Source organism: Cupriavidus sp. 05N40, from assembly GCF_056397305.1.
In genome coordinates, this window is the sequence record NZ_JBFTND010000081.1 from 14,223 (window position 1) to 29,698 (window position 15,476).

Consider the following 15,476-nt stretch of genomic DNA (forward strand, 5'->3'; position numbering starts at 1 on the left):
CTTGCCACGGCCGTTGACAGCAGGAGGATTGCGGGTGGACACCAAGCACGAGAAGTACCAGCGGCTGATCGATTTTTGCAGGTCCATCCCGCCAACGCCGACGGCGGTGGTGCATCCGTGTGACCGGAGCTCGCTGGAGGCCGCGGTAGAAGCCGCGGAGCTGGGGCTGATCGCCCCCGCACTGGTAGGCCCCCGCGCGCGCATCGAGGAAACGGCCAGGGCCAGCGGTATCGACATCAGCCTGTACCCGATCGTCGATGCGCCCTTCAGCCAGGCGGCCGCCGCCGCTGCCGTGCAACTGGTGCGCGAAGGCAAGGCCGAGGCCTTGATGAAGGGCAGCCTGCACACCGATGAACTGATGGCGGCCGTGGTCAGGGGCGACACCGGCTTGCGCACTGCCCGGCGTGTCAGTCACTGCTTTGTGATGGACGTGCCGGGGCACGAGGAAGCCCTGATCATCACCGACGCGGCTGTCAACATTGCGCCCACGCTCGCCGAGAAGGCCGACATCCTCCAGAACGCCATCGATCTGGCCCATGCGCTGCAATTCAAGGAAGTAAGGGTGGCGATCCTGTCGGCGATGGAGACCGTCAATCCGAAGGTCCCGTCCACCATCGAGGCTGCCGCGCTGTGCAAGATGGTAGACCGCCACCAGATCACCGGCGCGATCGTCGACGGCCCGCTGGCGCTCGACAACGCCATCGACATGGAGGCCGCGCGCATCAAGCAGATCGATTCGCCGGTCGCGGGTCGCGCCAATGTGTTGCTGGTGCCCGACCTGGAGGCCGGCAACATGCTTGCCAAGAGCCTGTCCTTTCTCGCTGGCGCCGATGCGGCCGGCGTCGTGCTCGGCGCGCGGGTGCCCATCATTCTCACCAGCAGGGCAGACTCCGTGTCGACCCGGCTGGCATCCTGCGCGGTTGCCGCGCTGGTGGCAAAGGCGCGCCGCGAGGCGGGAAAGACAATGGGGTGACGCTGTGGCCGACTTGATACTGGTACTCAACGCAGGCTCGTCGAGCATCAAGTTCAGTGCGTTCGGTGCGCACGGCGACGAGCCGGAACTGGTGCTGCGCGGCAGTCTCGACGGGATCTACACCTCGCCCGCCTTTCGCGCCACCAATGCGTCCGGCGCGGAGGTGGAGAGCAAGCACTGGGGCGACGGGAATGAACTGGGGCATGGCGGGGCCATCGCATTCCTCGCGGATTTCCTGCGCGGGCACGGCGAAGGCCATCATCTGGTCGCGGTGGGGCACCGCGTGGTGCACGGCGGGATGCAGTTCACGCAGGCAACCAGGGCCACTCCCGAGGTGGTCTCGGCGCTCGAGGCCCTGAGCCCGCTGGCGCCKYTGCACCAGCCGCACAACCTCAAGCCGATCCGCATTCTCGCGCAGCGGCGACCGGAACTGCTGCAAGTGGTTTGTTTCGACACCGCGTTTCACCGGGCGCAGCCGGAAGTGGCGCAGGCATTCGCGCTCCCTGCCTCGGTCACGCGGCACGGCGTGCGGCGCTACGGCTTTCACGGGCTGTCTTACGAATACATCGCCAGCGTCCTGCCGGCGGTCGACGCTGGCGCCGCGGCGGGCCGGACGGTGGTGGCCCATCTGGGCAACGGCAGCAGCATGTGCGCGCTGGTGGCTGGCCGGAGTGTCGCCAGCACGATGGGATTCACCGCGGTGGACGGGCTGCCCATGGGCACGCGCTGCGGCAATCTGGATCCCGGTGTCATCCTTTACCTGATGGATGAGCTCGGCATGGATGCGCGTGCCATCGAAGACCTGATCTACCGCCAGTCCGGGCTGCTCGGCGTTTCGGGCGTCTCCAGCGACATGCGCGCGCTGCTCGCCAGCGATGCGCCGCTCGCCCGCTTCGCCATCGAGCTCTATACGTACCGGATCGGGCGGGAGCTGGGCTCGCTTGCCGCCGCGGCGCAAGGCCTGGACGCGCTGGTGTTTACCGCGGGCGTCGGCGAGCATGCGGCGCTGATTCGCGAGCAGGTCTGCCGGCAGGCGGCCTGGCTTGGCGTTGCCCTGGATAACGCGGCGAACGCCGCGGGCGGGCCGAGGATCAGCACGGCCTCCGGCAAGGTGTCCGTGTGGGTCATCCCGACCAACGAGGAACTGATGATCGCAAGGCATACCAGGTCGCTGATCGACGTGATGCCGCACTGAATGCCGTTCCGCCCTCCGCCACCGGGCGCGAAACGATGGCCAGGTTTACCTGCCGAGCGAATCTCACCCGATTGAGGGAATCCGGGTCGCGCGCGACGGCTTGAGCTGATCCGTGCGCGCGCCGATGCGCGGATCCTCTGTTCCGACAAGAAGGAGCCGGCCATGGATGCAGTCAGGACGCTGTTCGAGACCCAGCCGCTGTTCACTTTGTTCCTCACCGTGGCCCTGGGTTACGTTGTCGGCGAGATCAATGTAAAGGGGGTCTCGCTTGGATCGGGGGCCGTGCTGTTCGTCGGATTGGCGATTGGGGGATTTGCGCCGAAAGCGGCGCCACCCGCACTCATCGGGACTCTCGGCCTGCTGCTGTTCCTCTATGGCATTGGTATCCAGTACGGCGGCCAGTTTTTCGCGGGCCTGAGCAGTGCTCGAGGACTGAAGGCCAATGCCGCCGCCGCCCTGGGCGTGGTCGGCGCCGGATTCGTGTCGCTGGCGCTGGTGCCCTTGTTCGGTGTCAAGCTGGATGAATCGCTGGGGATGTTCGCGGGTTCAGGCACCAGCACGGCGACCTTGCAGGCGATCATTGCGGTCATGAAGAACGACGGCGCCGCGGTTGGCTACAGCGTGGCCTATCCCTTCGGCGTGGCCGGTCCGATCCTGGCCCTTTATGTCCTTGGCGCGGTGCTCAAGGTAAAGATCGAGCCGCCGCCGGAAAAGGTCATCGAAACGGCGGAGATTTCCCTGATGAACCGAGAGTTCATCGGCCTGAAGCTCGCCGAACTGAAGGCGCGCCTGCCCGCCGGGATGGCAATTGCCGCGGTGCGCCGCGAACACCATAACCAGTTGCCCAGCGAGGACCTGGTCCTGCGGGCCGACGATGTCCTGCTGGCGACCGCCACCGACCCGGCGGTGCTCCAGCACGYAGCCGCGCTCCTGGGCGAGTTGCAGCCGGGGCGGATGAGCAGCCACCGGGAGGATCTCGACTATGCCCGCGTGTTTGCATCGAGCCGCGCGGTGGTCGGGCTGGCGCTGCGCGACATCCGCTTTCCCGAGGGGGTTGTCTGCTCGATCGTGCAGTTGCGCAGGGGCGATGCCGACATGCTGCCTGGCCCCGGCCTCGTCCTCGAGGTCGGCGACCGCGTCGGCCTGCTGGTGAATCGTGCCCACGTAAAAGCGATGCGCAAGTTCTTCGGTGACTCCATCAAGGGCACCGCCGAGCTGAGTTTCATCTCGATCGGCATCGGTGCGGCGGTGGGGCTGCTCGCTGGCATGATCCCGCTGCCGATTCCGGGCGCCGGCAAGCTGAGCCTCGGGCTGGCCGCGCTGCTGCTGGTCGCGCTTTATCTTGGCAAGATCCGCCGGTCCGGGCCGTTCGTGTGGACCATGCCCTTGTCGGCCAATCTGGTTCTGCGCAATTTCGGCCTGACCATCTTTCTGGCGCAGGTGGGCATCGCCTCGGGGCCGAAGTTCTTTGCCACCATCAGCGTGACGGGGATCTCCTTCCTGCTTTACAGCATTGCCATCGTGCTGGCGCTGGTGCTGATCACGGCGTTGATCTGCCTGTGGGTTTTCAAGTTGCCGTTCGACATCACCGTGGGCGTCATTTCCGGCGCGACCGGGAATCCGGCGATCCTGGCCTTTGCCAATCGTGTGGCCCCCACGGACCAGCCCGACCTCGGCTGTGCCATGATTTTTCCTTCGATGACGATTGCAAAGATCCTGTTCGTGCAGATCGTCGGGGCATTGGCCGGGGGCTAGCCTCGCCAGGTCGTCACGTTCCCCGGAACAGCGAACCTCCATCCTCCTGGGAGACACGCGATGAAAATTGCCGTATTCAGCGCCAAGCCCTACGACCGCGAGTATCTCGATGCGGCCAACGCCGCCGAGGGGCATCAGCTCAAGTACTTCGATGACCTGCTGGATATGGACACGGTCGGCCTTGCCGCGGGCTGCGACGCGGTCTGTATCTTCGTGAACGACACGGCGGATGCCGCGGTGCTCGATGCGCTCAAGCGTGGCGGAACGAGCCTGGTCGCACTGCGCTGCACCGGATTCAACAACGTTGATCTGAAGGCCGCGCAAGGGCTTGGCATGAAGGTGGTACGCGTGGTCAATTACTCGCCCAACGCGGTCGCCGAGCATGCCGTTGCCCTGCTGCTGGCGGTCAACCGCAAGATCCACCCGGCCTACAACCGCACGCGGGACTTCAATTTTTCCCTCGACGGGCTGATGGGGTTCGATTTCTGCGGCAAGACCGTCGCCGTGGTCGGCACCGGCAAGATCGGCCGTGTGTTCGCCAGGATCATGATCGGTTTCGGATGCGAGGTCATCGGCTACGATGCCTTCCCCTCGCCCGAGTTCGAGGCCCTGGGGGCTCGCTATGCCGTTCCGGGCGAGATCGGCATCAGCGCCGATATCATTTCCCTGCACTGTCCGCTGACCCCGCAGACGTATCACATCATCAATGCCGACTCGCTGGCCCGCGCAAAGCGCGGCGCGTTGCTGGTCAATACCAGCCGTGGCGGGCTGGTCGATACCGAGGCCGCGATCGAGGCGCTGAAGAGCGGGCAGCTGGGCGGGCTGGCCCTCGACGTGTACGAGCAGGAGGCCGATCTGTTCTTCCGCGATCTCTCCGGCACCATCATTTCGGACGACGTGGTGCAGCGCCTGGTCTCTTTTCCCAACGTCATCGTGACCGGCCACCAGGCCTTCTTCACGCGGGAAGCCATGACGACGATCTGCGAGACGACCTTGCGCAACGTGACCGAATTCGCGTCGGGCCAGGCGCTGAGCAATGAAATCAAGGCCTGACATGACGCCCGGCTCCGGTCTTGCATAGCCGGTTCCTGCCGGGCTACCGGGCTTGCGGGCTAGCTAGCGGGCCAGCGCGCGCAGCGCTTCGATCAACTTGTCGATCTCCGCCTCGGTGGTGAGGTAGCTGACCGAAGCGCGCGCAACCTCGCTGAGCCCCCGCGCGTTCATGTCCAGCGGCGTATAGGCAATGCCATTGCTGCCGATCGTCACGCCGCGCTGCGCGAGGCTGCGTTGCACGTCTGCCGCGCCATGGCCGGCCAGGTTGAAGGCCACCAGTCCGGAGCGCTCGCGGCCCTGGTCCAGCACCGTCACGCCGGGGATCGCCGCCAGTTGCGCGCGCAGTGCCTGCGCGGTGGCGTCGATGCGCGCGCGGATGGGCCCGAGGCCGATTTCCAGGGCTTCCTGCAAGGCATTGGCCAGCCCGCAGTGCATTGCCTTCGCGGCTTCGGCCGACTCGAAGCGGGCGGCGTCGCCGCGCAGCACGGGCTCGCCGTCCGCGCCCAGCGGCGCCGAGTGTGTGTCGACGAAGGCGGGCGTGAGCCGGGGCAGGAAGTCCTTGCGCACGTACAGCAGCCCGGTGCCGCGCGGGCCGCGCAGCGCCTTGCGGCCTGCGCCGGTCAGCACGTCGCAGCCCAGCTCGGCCACGTCGATGGGCAGCTGGCCTACGGCCTGCGCGGCATCGATGAAGTACGGGATGCCATGGCGGCGTGTCACCTGGCCGATGGCCGCGGCGGGATTGATCAGGCCGCCATTGGCCGGCAGCCAGGTCAGCGAGACCAGCCGCACGCGCTCATCGAGCATGGCCTCCAGCGCCCGCGGATCGACCGCGCCGCTGTGGTCGGACGGAATCACCTCGATCGTCGCCCCCGCGCGCTGCGCGCCCAGGCGCATGGCCGCGAGGTTGCCGCCCCATTCGTGGCGCGCGACCAGGATGCGGTCGCCGGGCCRCCACGACGGCAGCGCGGCGAATGCCGCGCCCCAGCCGGGCGAGTTGCCGGTGGTCAGGGCGATCTCGGCGGGCTCGGCGTTGACCAGCTGCGCGGCGAGGGAGCGCGCGCGTGCCGTCTGCGCGCGCGCGGCCACGCCGGCTTCCATCGGCCCGGCCGTGGCTTCGCGCAAGAGCTGGGCCTGTATCGCCTCCAGCGTGGCGGCGGACGGCAGCGAGGCGCCGGCATGGTTGAAATGCGTGGTGGTGCGGGTGCCGGGCGCGCGGGCGCGCAGCGCCTCCACGGCGGCGGGTGTGAGGGGAGCAGGCATGGGACCTCCGGAGGCGCGCGACAGGGTTCAGGGCTGGGCCAGCAGGATCACGGCCTCGACTTCCACGGCCACGCCGCTGGGCAGGGCCGCCACGCCGACCGCGCTGCGCGCATGGCGGCCGGCTTCGCCGAAAACCTGCACCATCAGGTCCGAGGCACCGTTGGCGACGGCGCTCTGGCGGTGGAAGTCAGGCGTGCTGGCGACAAACACGCCCAGGCGCAGCACGCGCGCCACGCGGTCCAGCCGGTCGCCGGTGGCGGCGGCGATCTGCGACAGCAGGCCCAGCGCGCACAGGCGCGCGGCCTGCACGCCGTCGTCCTCGGCGATATTGTCGCCGAGGCGGCCGAGATAGGCCGGCTGGCCGTCCCTGCGCGAGATCTGGCCGGAGACGTAGAGCACATTGCCCTCCAGCACGAACGGCACGTAGTTGGCGGCGGGCGCGRCCGCCGGTTCCAGGGTGAGGCCGAGATCGGCCACGCGGGCGCCGAGGGATTGGGTCATGTCGGGGATGCCTGGTTAGCCCGGCTGGCGCAGCTTCGGCCGGCCGGGACGGGAAAGCCTCATCCTACGGGCAGCGGGAGCCTGTGACAAACCAGTTCTTGCGCACCATGCATGAGCAGGGCTAATGCATGGCGCCTGCCGGATCTTGCGCCACGGCCTCCATCAGCCAGGCGCGGAAGGCCTGCGCGGCCTCGCCCGGCGTGCCGCGCGGCATGACCAGCCACCAGCCGATGCGGGGGTCGTCCAGCATGGTGCCGGGCAGCGCCTGGACCAGCTTGCCGCTGGCCAGCTGCGGGGCGATCAGGCGGTGGCGGCCCATCGCCAGGCCCTGCCCGGCCAGCGCCGCCTCCACCACGATGTTGTAGTCGTGCAGTTGCACGGTCTGCGCCTGCCTCAGGTCCAGGCCGAAGCGATGCGCCCACGCGTTCCACTCGAACGGTTGCTTCGCATGCGAGGCCAGCAGCGGGTAGCGCAGCAGGTCCTGCGGCTGGCGCGGGCGGGCGGGACCGGCGATCAGTGCGGGCGCGCATACCACCGACAGGCGCTCGGACATCAGCAGCTGCGCGCGCACGCCGGGCCATGCGCCCTGGCCATAGCGGATCGCCATGTCCACCTCGCCGCCGGCGACGTCGGCCAGCGCGATATCGGGACGCAGATGCAGGTCGATGTCGGGACGGGCCGCGGTGAACGCCGGCAGCCGCGGCGCCAGCCAGCGGGTGGCAAACGACGCCAGCAGCCCGACGCTCAGCGCGGTACGCGCGGCGGCGGGGGCGCGAACCTGCTCGGTGCCAAGGCGCAGCAGCTCGAACGCCGCGTGTACCTGCGCGTAGTAGGCCTGGCCGGCCTCGGTCAGCGCCACGGCCCGCGTGCGGCGCTCGAACAGCGCCACGCCCAGGTCGGCCTCCAGCCGCTGGATATGGTGGCTGACGGCGCTTTGCGTCACGAACAGTTCTTGCGCGGCCTGGCTGAAGCTCAGCCGCCGCGCGGCGGCTTCGAAGGCCCGCAATGACAGGAGGGGCGGCAGGGATCGCGTGGAACGCATGAGCTGGATCGATGGCTGGGGCAGGGCGTCATGCTACTCCTTGCCCGCCGTGTGCGTGCCGGCGGCAGGGCCGCACGGCCAGGGGCCGCATCAGCGCCCGGCCGGGCCCGCCGCCTGGCCGACCAGCTGCCCGAGCAGCTTGACGCCCTCTTCGATGCGCTCGTCGGCAATGGCGGTGTAGCCCATGCGGAAATGCGGGGAGGGCGCATCGGTGGAGAAGAACACGTCACCTGGCTCGATGATGACCCCGTGCGCCAGCGCGGTCGCGGCCAGCTTGCGGGCGTCGAGCCCCGGCGGGCCTTCCACCCAGAACGACGAAGCGCCGGGCGAGTTGTGCGCGCGCGCCTGCGGCAGGTGGCGTGCCAGCATCTCGCGCAGGATTCCGGCGCGGCGCTGGAAGATCGGCGCCACGCGGCGCAGCAGCGCATCGTGGTGGCCCAGAGAGATGAACAGCGCGGTGGCGCGCTGGTTGTTGGCGGGCGGATGGCGCAGCATGAAGCGCCGCAGCGCGCGCGCCTGCCGGATCACGGCGGCGGGGGCGACGATATAGCCGAGCCGGATGCCGGGCACGAAYGACTTCGACAGGCTGCCCACGTAGATGACGCGGCCGTCGCGGTCCAGGCTCTTGAGCGCGGGGACGGGCTGGGTCAGCGCCGGGTTCTCGGTATCGTAGTCATCCTCGATCAGCACCACGTCGTGGCGGCGCGCCTCGCGCAGCAGCGTCTCGCGCCGCTCCAGCGGCATGGTGACGGTGGTGGGGCACTGGTAGCTGGGCGTGATGAAGGCGTAGTCGCATTGCGCCAGCGCGGCATCCGGACACAGGCCGGACTCGTCCACCGGCAGCGGCACCACTTCGCGCGCGCGCATGCCGAAGATGTGGCGCGCGTCGTTGTAGCCCGGCTCCTCCAGCCCGACCCGCGCGCCCTGCATCAGCAGGTCGGCCAGCAGGTAGAGCGCGTTTTGCGCGCCCATCGTAACCATGATCTCGTCCGGGTTGGCCCACACGCCGCGCCGGGGCAGGATGTGCTTCTGCAACTGCTCGATCAGCAGCGGATCGTCCCGGTCGATCAGGTCCGAGGCCCAGCCGCGGATCTCCAGCACGGCCAGCGCCATGCGCGAGCATTCGCGCCAGTCGGCGGTGGGGAACAAGGCGGGATCGAACTGGCCGTAGATGAAGGGGTAGGGATAGTTCTGCCACTYGCTGGGCTTGACGATGGCGCGCCTGCCGGTCATGTCCGGCAGGCGCGCGGTCCAGTCGGGGCCGCCGCCCTGGGCGCCGTCCGCGGTCTCGCCCGCGCAGGCGCCGTTGGCGCCGGTGGACGCCGCCTGCGACGATGCCGTTGCCGGCCTGGCCGCGCTGGGCAGTTGCTCCACCACGAAGTAGCCGCGCCGCGGGCGGGTCTCCAGGAAGTGTTCCTCGACCAGTTGCTGGAAGGCCAGGATCACCGTATTGCGCGCGATGCCGAGGGTGGCCGCCAGTTCGCGGCTGGAGGGAAGGGCGCTGCCTTCCGGCAACTGCCGGGCCAGGATGGCCGACACCAGCCGCTGGCGCAACTGCGCCTGCAGGCTGACGCCGGAATCGGGAGATAGCTGCAACAGCCGGTTCCAGAAAGTGTTCGCCTTGCCCATGCTTGCCATGCCGCTTGCGCTCCCGCTCCTGCCTGAGTTGTCGTGACCGTCGTGACGAGCGGCAGATTATGGGCGATGCCGCGCCCCGGCGATATGCGGGTTGCCCGCAGGCCGGCGGGCGGCGTGCAAGAAGCGATGGCGTGGCCGCTGCGCTCCCCTCAACGGCCGAGGATCCACTGCGCCAGGCTCTGCAGGTCCTCCTTGGCCAGGCCCGGGTAGGGCGGCATCGGAACCTGGCCCCACTTGCCCGCGCCGCCGGCGGCAATGTTCTGCGCCACCAGCGCCGCGGCGCCGGGCTGGTTCGCGTACTTTGCCGCCACGTCCCTGAACGCCGGTCCTACGATCTTCTTGTCGACGGCATGGCAGGCGCTGCAGTTGTTGGCCGCCATCAGGGCCAGGGGATCGTGACTGCCGGCGGTGGCGACGGCAGCCGGTGCCGCGGCCCCTGCGCCTTGCGGCGCCGCCGTGCCCGCGTAGGCCGTGCGCTCCGCCCCGTATGTCTTGCTGAGGTAGTCGACCATGGCCGGAATGTCTTCATCCGGGAAGGGCGCGCCGAAGGGCTTCTTCATCTTCTTGACGGTGGCATCCCAGTAGCCGCGCGGCGACGACGGCGGCTGCGTCTGCACGTACTGCGCGGAGTGGCAGGTCATGCAGTTCTGCTGCACCAGCCGGTAGCCGGGCAATTCGCTCGGCGTGTAGCGCGCCGTCTCGGGCGGCAGGGTGATCTCCAGCGCGTGCGCGGCCGGCACGCCGGCGAGGCAGCCCAGCGCCAGCATGAAGCCGGCACGGCGCCCGGGTTTGACGAGTTGCATGGCTGCCTCCTTCATGCCGCCACCACGCGGGTGGTTTCCACCACGTTGCGCATATAGCCGGCCGGGTTCCACAGGGCGGCAAGCGGCTGGCTCTGCCCGATGCGATTGCTGGCGCGTACCTTCAGCTCGTACTCGCCCTTCTTCGGCGGCGTGAACGTCGCGGTCCATTCGCGAAAGGAGTAGCGGCCCAGGTCCTTGCCCAGTTGCGCCGCGCGCCAGGTGCGGCCGCCGTCGGTGGACAAGGCGACCTCGTCCACGCCAAAGCCGCCGTCGAACGCGATGCCGCGCAGCACGGTCTGGCGCCCGGCATGCAGCCTGGCGCCATCGGCCAGGCTGGTGATGAAGGAGCGCACGTTGAAGCGGTTGATCGGCACCGTGCGGGCGGGCGCGGTGCCGGGCGCCACGCAGGCGCAGGCGTTGTCGGGGATGCGGTAGGCGGCGGTCATCCAGAAGCCGTCGAACGGCTTGTCGAGCACCTGGATGTTGGCCAGGTGCTTGACCCAGTAGGTGCCGTAGTGGCCGGGCACGACCAGCCGCAGCGGGTAGCCGTTGAGCATGGGCAGGTCCGCGCCGTTCATGGCCCATGCGAGCATCACCTCGCCGTCGAGCGCGTGGTCGATGGCCAGCGCCTTGACGAAGTCCGGGCCGCCTTCCAGCGGTGGGCGGTCCATGCCGTCGAAGCTCACCTGCAAGGCGCCGGCCTGCACTCCGGCCTTCTCCAGCAATACCTTGAGCGGGATGCCGGTCCAGCGCGCGTTGCCCATGGCGCCGTTGCCCAGCTGGCCGCCGTTGGCGCGCGGCGAAAAGAAGCCGCGGCTGTTGCCCGAGCACTGGTTGACCGCCACCAGGTCCACCGGGGTGGACAGGCGCTTGATCTCGTCGAGCGAGAGTTCCAGCGGCGTGTTGACCTTGCCGCCTACGCGCAGGCGGTAAGCCTGCGGGTCGATGCTGGTGGGGATGCCGCTCCAGTGGTAGCGCACGAAGAAGGCGTCGTTGGGCGTGATCGCGCCGTCGTTGAACACGGCAAAGGGCGTTTCGAGCTGCGGCGGCCGGCTGGTGAGCAGGATCAGCGGCCGCTTCTGGGGAAAGGCGATGAGCTCGCGCTCGCCATTCTCGAACGGCATCTCGACCCGCGCACCGGCAGCGCCGGCCGCCAGCGCTTCGAGCGCGGGATGGGTCAGCGCCGCGCCTGCGCCCAGCGCGCCGAGGGCGCGCAGCGCGCCGCGGCGGCCTGGCCGGGATGGTGCGGGATGGTGCTTTTGGTCCATGCCTGTCTCCTCGTCTTCTTATGGTCTTGGGTCTTGGTGCCAGCCCGTGATCGGCTAGATCACTTCATCCTTCATGTGATACCAGCGATACAGGAACCACTGCCCGAAGCGGCGGAACGGCGCGAACGCCTGCGCCTCCACCATCTCGCGCACATTCGGGAACGGCAGCGCCGAGCGGAAGATCGGCAGCTCCGGCCCGGCGCTCTTGCCCGCGATCAGCGCCGCCATGCGCTTGCCCGCCTGCGCGGAGTACATCACGCCATTGCCGCCGTAGCCCATTGCGTAATAGATGGTCTGGGCCGGGTCGGGCTGGAAGATGCGCGGCATCATGTCGTGGCTGACATCCACCCAGCCCCACCAAGAATAGTCGATCTGGATGCCTTCGAGCGCGGGGAACTTGCGGTGCAGGTCGCTGACCAGCTTGTCCTTGTATTTGTGCTGCGGTGCATCGTTRCCGGTGATGGCRCTGCGGCTGCCGATCTGCAGGCGCCCGTCCGGCATCAGCCGGTAGTAGTGCCGCAGGATGCGGGTATCGGTGATGACCTGGGTCGTGCGGAAATTGCACGCGGCGCGCTCCGAGGGCGTCAGCGGGCGGGTGACGATGGAGTTCGAGAGGATCGGGAACAGGCGGTTCTTGAGCTGGGCGTGCAGGTCCGGCGAGGTGTAGCCGCCGGTCGCCACGCCGACCGCGCGGGCGCGCACGATGCCGCCCGGCGTCTTCAGGTAATGCACGCCGCCACGGGTCTCCCAGCTCAGCACCGGGCTGGACGGATGCACCCTGGCGCCCAGCGCGCGCGCGCGGCGCAAGTAGCCGAAGGCCAGCTTGCCGGCGTGGATGCCGATGCCTTCCGGCTCGTGCATGGCGCCTGCCGCTTCCTTGTCGTCGACGTATTCGCGCTTGACGGTGTCGGCGTCCAGGATGCGCGCGTCGTACTTGAACACGTCGCGCAGCACCTTGGCTTCCTTCTCCAGCGCGGGCATGACCTTGGCGCGGTGGGCGATATAGAGATGGCCGCCCGGCTGCGGATCGCAGTCGATGTCCTTGATCAGGCCCTTGAAGGTCTCCATGCCGTCGCAGACTTCCTCGTGCAGGCGCAGCGCGGTGTCCAGGCCGTAGCGCTGGATCCACTGCGAGCGCTTGAGCCGGCCCGAGGCGCATTGCGCCTGGCCGCCGTTGCGCGTGCTGCAGCCCCAGCTCACGCGGTTTGCCTCCAGCACGGTGGCCTTGATGCCGTGTTCCTGCGCGAGGAAGATCGCGCAGGTCAGGCCGGTGAAGCCGGAGCCGATGATGGCCACGTCCACGTCGATATCGTGGGTGATCGGACCGTCGTCGGGCGGCGGCTCGCCGGCAGTGCCGATCCAGTAGGTGGGCGCGTACTCGCGCCCCTGGCCAGGGGTGGGCGCGACCAGCGGGTCGTAGGCGGGATCGTAGGGCCGCGAAGGCGCGGTGGCGCGGTCTTCGGGCAGGATCAGTCGTGCTGCGGTGGCATCCATGTCTGTCTTCCTCATGTGCCCTCTGGCGGGGCCGGATCCGGTTCAGTTGCCTGCGCGGTTCACCGCGACAGGGGGGCGGTCCTTGCGGTAGGCGTTCTTCACGGCGATCTTGCCGTCGCGGAAGGTGAACACATCGACCATGCGCGCTTCGATGCGCGTGCCGTCCGCCCTGGTGCCGCGGAAGGTGGATTCGCTCACGCCGCGCTCGCCGTTGACGAAGTGCTCACCATCCAGCCAGGCGGCATCGGGGAATGCCTGCCATGCCAGCTGGAAGCCCTCGCGCACCGCCTCCCTGCCCGCGAAGGTGCGGCCAAACAGCTCGCCGCCGGCCACGGCATGGAACACGCAGTCGTCGGCCATGAAGCTCATCAGCGCTTCGATATCGTGGCGGTTCCAGGCGTYGGCGAAGGCCTGCAGGGTCGTGGTGGTAACTTGGGACGTGGTCATCGGGGTCTCCGGGATATCGTTGGTGAATGGCGCGCCACGCGGAGCGGCGCGCCTTATGACGTCAGCATAGTGAGATGGCGTGCAATGCAGTAGGGCCAGAGCGCGCCAATCGTTTGGGCCAGCGGCGGGCGGAACGGGCCGCTGCGATGGGCTAGCCGCAGCTGCGCATCAGGAGCGCCGCAGGCAGCATGTACACGGCCACGAGCGCGGTCCCGGCGGCGCGCTGGCGCCGCGATGCCGGCATCGCGGGGCGGGTCGGCCGGGCGGTGCGTCAGTCGGCGCGCCGTATCTCCGGCATGTGCGCGGCGACGCCATGCTTGCGGCATAGCTGGCGCACGGCGTAGGCGACGAGCAGGATGCCGAGGCTGGCCACGCCGAGCAGCAGGGGGGTGCGCTGGTCGGGGATGAAGGCCATGGCGACGACGATGCCGACCATGCCGGCAATGGCGACATAGGTCAGGTAGGGGAAGGCCCACATGCGCACCTTGAGCCGGTGCGGCGCTTCGCGCTCGAGGCGGCTGCGCAGGCGCAGTTGCGAGATGGCGATCAGGATGTAGACGAAGATCGCGACGGTGCCGTAGGAGTTGACCAGGAAGGCGAACACCTTGTCCGGCGAGACGTAGGACATCACCACCGCGCCGTAGCCGAACAGCGTGGCGAACAGGATGGCCCTGACCGGCACGCCGTTGCGGCTCAGCGTGGCGAGCGCCTTGGGCGCATCGCCACGCTTGGTCAGCGCGAACAGCATGCGCGAGGAGGCGTACAGGCCGGAGTTCAGCGCGGACAACACGGCGGTCAGCACCACCGCGTTCATGATCTGCGCGGCCGCCTGGATGCCCATGGCCTTGAGCGCGCTCACATACGGCGTGGCGATGCCGGCGGAATTCCACGGCACCAGGCAGACCACCAGCAGCACCGAGCCGACGTAGAACACCAGCACGCGGGTGATGACCGAGCTGGTTGCCTTGGCCACTGCCTTTTGCGGCTCGGCGGTCTCGGCCGCGGCGATGGTGACGATCTCCGCGCCGAAGTAGAAGCCCGTTGCCGCGACCGCGCCGGTCAGCACCGGCATGATCCCGTTCGGCGCGAAGCCGCCATGCGCGCTCAGGTGCGCCACGCTGGCGCTGGCGCCGGGCCACATGCCCAGCACGAACAGCCCCGCCAGGAACAGGAACACCACGATGGCGGCAACCTTGATCGAGGCGAACCAGAACTCGAACTCGCCGAAGGACTTCACCGAGATCAGGTTGGTCAGCGTGAGCATCACCAGCAAGACCAGGCTGATGCTCCAGCCCGGCACATCGGGTAGCCAGAAGCGCACCAGGTCGGCCCCGGCGACGGCCTCGAGCGCGACCACGATCACCCAGAAATACCAGTACATCCAGCCGGTCAGGAAGCCGGCGAGGCCGCCCAGTGCCGGGCGGTCGCTCCAGGCCTCGCGGGCGTATTCGTAGAAGGAGCCGACGGTGGGCAGCGCGCACGCCATTTCGCCCAGCATGCGCATCACCAGTACCACCAGCAGGCCGGTGATGAGGAAGGAGAGGACGGCGGCGGGACCCGCGGACCGGATGACCACGCCACTGCCGACGAAGAGGCCGGCGCCGATCACGCCGCCCAGCGCGATCATGGTCATGTGGCGCTGCTTCAGCCCGTGCTTGAGGCCGCTTGATTGCTGCTGATCGTGAATCACTTTGCTTAGTCTCCTGGATTGCTCAGGGGTCATGCGCCACGGTTTCTATAGTAGGTCGGCGATTGGCTCGCCGCCCCGGGGGCCGTGGTCGTTGCGTCATGTGCCGCATTGCGCGCGGCCGCCTGACGCGAGGGTCGGATACGCCCTTGCCCGGCGGGYCGGGCAAGGGCGTATCGCGTGCTCGCCTGCTGATCTGCATGGCTGCCGATACCTGCCGGCCTCACAGGGACTCAGACGAAGTCCTTGTACTTGTCGAGGGTGCGCACGGGCTTGGCGAGCGCATCGCGGCGGAACGGGTCGCCGAGCTCGCGGGTGCACATGATCTCGATGATGGTGGTCTTGCCGTGATTCATCTGC

Annotated in this window: 13 protein-coding genes; 4 read left to right on the plus strand and 9 right to left on the minus strand. The window is 68.7% G+C overall.

What is annotated here, in order from left to right:
- Positions 1 to 34 precede the first annotated feature (34 nt).
- The 4 genes from AC1DO7_RS19705 to AC1DO7_RS19720 all read left to right on the plus strand — a co-directional run bounded on the left by AC1DO7_RS19705 (position 35) and on the right by AC1DO7_RS19720 (position 4,976).
- Positions 35 to 973, plus strand: a complete 939-nt coding sequence (locus tag AC1DO7_RS19705; RefSeq protein WP_441614393.1) for a phosphate acetyltransferase — start codon at positions 35 to 37, stop codon at positions 971 to 973.
- A 4-nt stretch (positions 974 to 977) separates the two neighbouring features.
- Positions 978 to 2,168, plus strand: a complete 1,191-nt coding sequence (locus AC1DO7_RS19710) for an acetate/propionate family kinase (protein WP_441614391.1) — start codon at positions 978 to 980, stop codon at positions 2,166 to 2,168.
- A gap of 162 nt (positions 2,169 to 2,330) precedes the next feature.
- A complete protein-coding gene (locus tag AC1DO7_RS19715; protein WP_477116470.1) occupies positions 2,331 to 3,923 on the plus strand; it encodes an aspartate:alanine exchanger family transporter in 1,593 nt (530 codons plus the stop codon).
- A gap of 60 nt (positions 3,924 to 3,983) precedes the next feature.
- On the plus strand, positions 3,984 to 4,976 hold the full coding sequence (locus tag AC1DO7_RS19720; protein WP_477116471.1) for a 2-hydroxyacid dehydrogenase: 993 nt from the start codon (positions 3,984 to 3,986) through the stop codon (positions 4,974 to 4,976).
- A gap of 63 nt (positions 4,977 to 5,039) precedes the next feature.
- Here AC1DO7_RS19720 and AC1DO7_RS19725 read toward each other — a convergent pair whose 3' ends face one another.
- The 9 genes from AC1DO7_RS19725 to AC1DO7_RS19765 form a co-directional block, all read right to left on the minus strand.
- Positions 5,040 to 6,236 (minus strand): aminotransferase class V-fold PLP-dependent enzyme, encoded by a 1,197-nt coding sequence (locus AC1DO7_RS19725; RefSeq protein WP_477116472.1) that lies wholly within the window; start codon positions 6,234 to 6,236, stop codon positions 5,040 to 5,042.
- A gap of 27 nt (positions 6,237 to 6,263) precedes the next feature.
- Positions 6,264 to 6,737 (minus strand): RidA family protein, encoded by a 474-nt coding sequence (locus tag AC1DO7_RS19730; RefSeq protein WP_477116473.1) that lies wholly within the window; start codon positions 6,735 to 6,737, stop codon positions 6,264 to 6,266.
- A gap of 121 nt (positions 6,738 to 6,858) precedes the next feature.
- Entirely contained in the window at positions 6,859 to 7,779 is a 921-nt protein-coding gene (gene gcvA, locus AC1DO7_RS19735) for a transcriptional regulator GcvA (RefSeq protein ID WP_441614382.1), read from the minus strand.
- Between the two features lie 90 nt (positions 7,780 to 7,869).
- Positions 7,870 to 9,417, minus strand: coding sequence for a MocR-like pyridoxine biosynthesis transcription factor PdxR (gene pdxR / locus AC1DO7_RS19740; protein WP_477116474.1), 1,548 nt, complete (start codon positions 9,415 to 9,417; stop codon positions 7,870 to 7,872).
- Between the two features lie 149 nt (positions 9,418 to 9,566).
- Entirely contained in the window at positions 9,567 to 10,220 is a 654-nt protein-coding gene (gene sorB / locus AC1DO7_RS19745; protein ID WP_441614378.1) for a SorB family sulfite dehydrogenase c-type cytochrome subunit, read from the minus strand.
- 11 nt (positions 10,221 to 10,231) lie between these two features.
- Positions 10,232 to 11,488, minus strand: coding sequence for a SorA family sulfite dehydrogenase catalytic subunit (gene sorA / locus AC1DO7_RS19750; protein ID WP_441614376.1), 1,257 nt, complete (start codon positions 11,486 to 11,488; stop codon positions 10,232 to 10,234).
- 54 nt (positions 11,489 to 11,542) lie between these two features.
- Positions 11,543 to 12,982 (minus strand): NAD(P)/FAD-dependent oxidoreductase, encoded by a 1,440-nt coding sequence (locus tag AC1DO7_RS19755; protein WP_441614374.1) that lies wholly within the window; start codon positions 12,980 to 12,982, stop codon positions 11,543 to 11,545.
- Between the two features lie 42 nt (positions 12,983 to 13,024).
- Entirely contained in the window at positions 13,025 to 13,429 is a 405-nt protein-coding gene (locus tag AC1DO7_RS19760; protein ID WP_477116475.1) for a nuclear transport factor 2 family protein, read from the minus strand.
- A gap of 271 nt (positions 13,430 to 13,700) precedes the next feature.
- A complete protein-coding gene (locus tag AC1DO7_RS19765) occupies positions 13,701 to 15,062 on the minus strand; it encodes an amino acid permease (RefSeq protein WP_477116478.1) in 1,362 nt (453 codons plus the stop codon).
- Positions 15,063 to 15,476: the final 414 nt, after the last annotated feature.

Coding starts and splice junctions, on each gene's coding strand:
- AC1DO7_RS19720 (WP_477116471.1), top strand. CDS start 3,984: ATGAAAATTGCCGTATTCAGCGCCAAGCCCTACGACCGCGAGTATCTC.
- gcvA (WP_441614382.1), bottom strand. CDS start 7,779: ATGCGTTCCACGCGATCCCTGCCGCCCCTCCTGTCATTGCGGGCCTTC.
- sorB (WP_441614378.1), bottom strand. CDS start 10,220: ATGCAACTCGTCAAACCCGGGCGCCGTGCCGGCTTCATGCTGGCGCTG.
- sorA (WP_441614376.1), bottom strand. CDS start 11,488: ATGGACCAAAAGCACCATCCCGCACCATCCCGGCCAGGCCGCCGCGGC.
- AC1DO7_RS19765 (WP_477116478.1), bottom strand. CDS start 15,062: ATGACCATGATCGCGCTGGGCGGCGTGATCGGCGCCGGCCTCTTCGTC.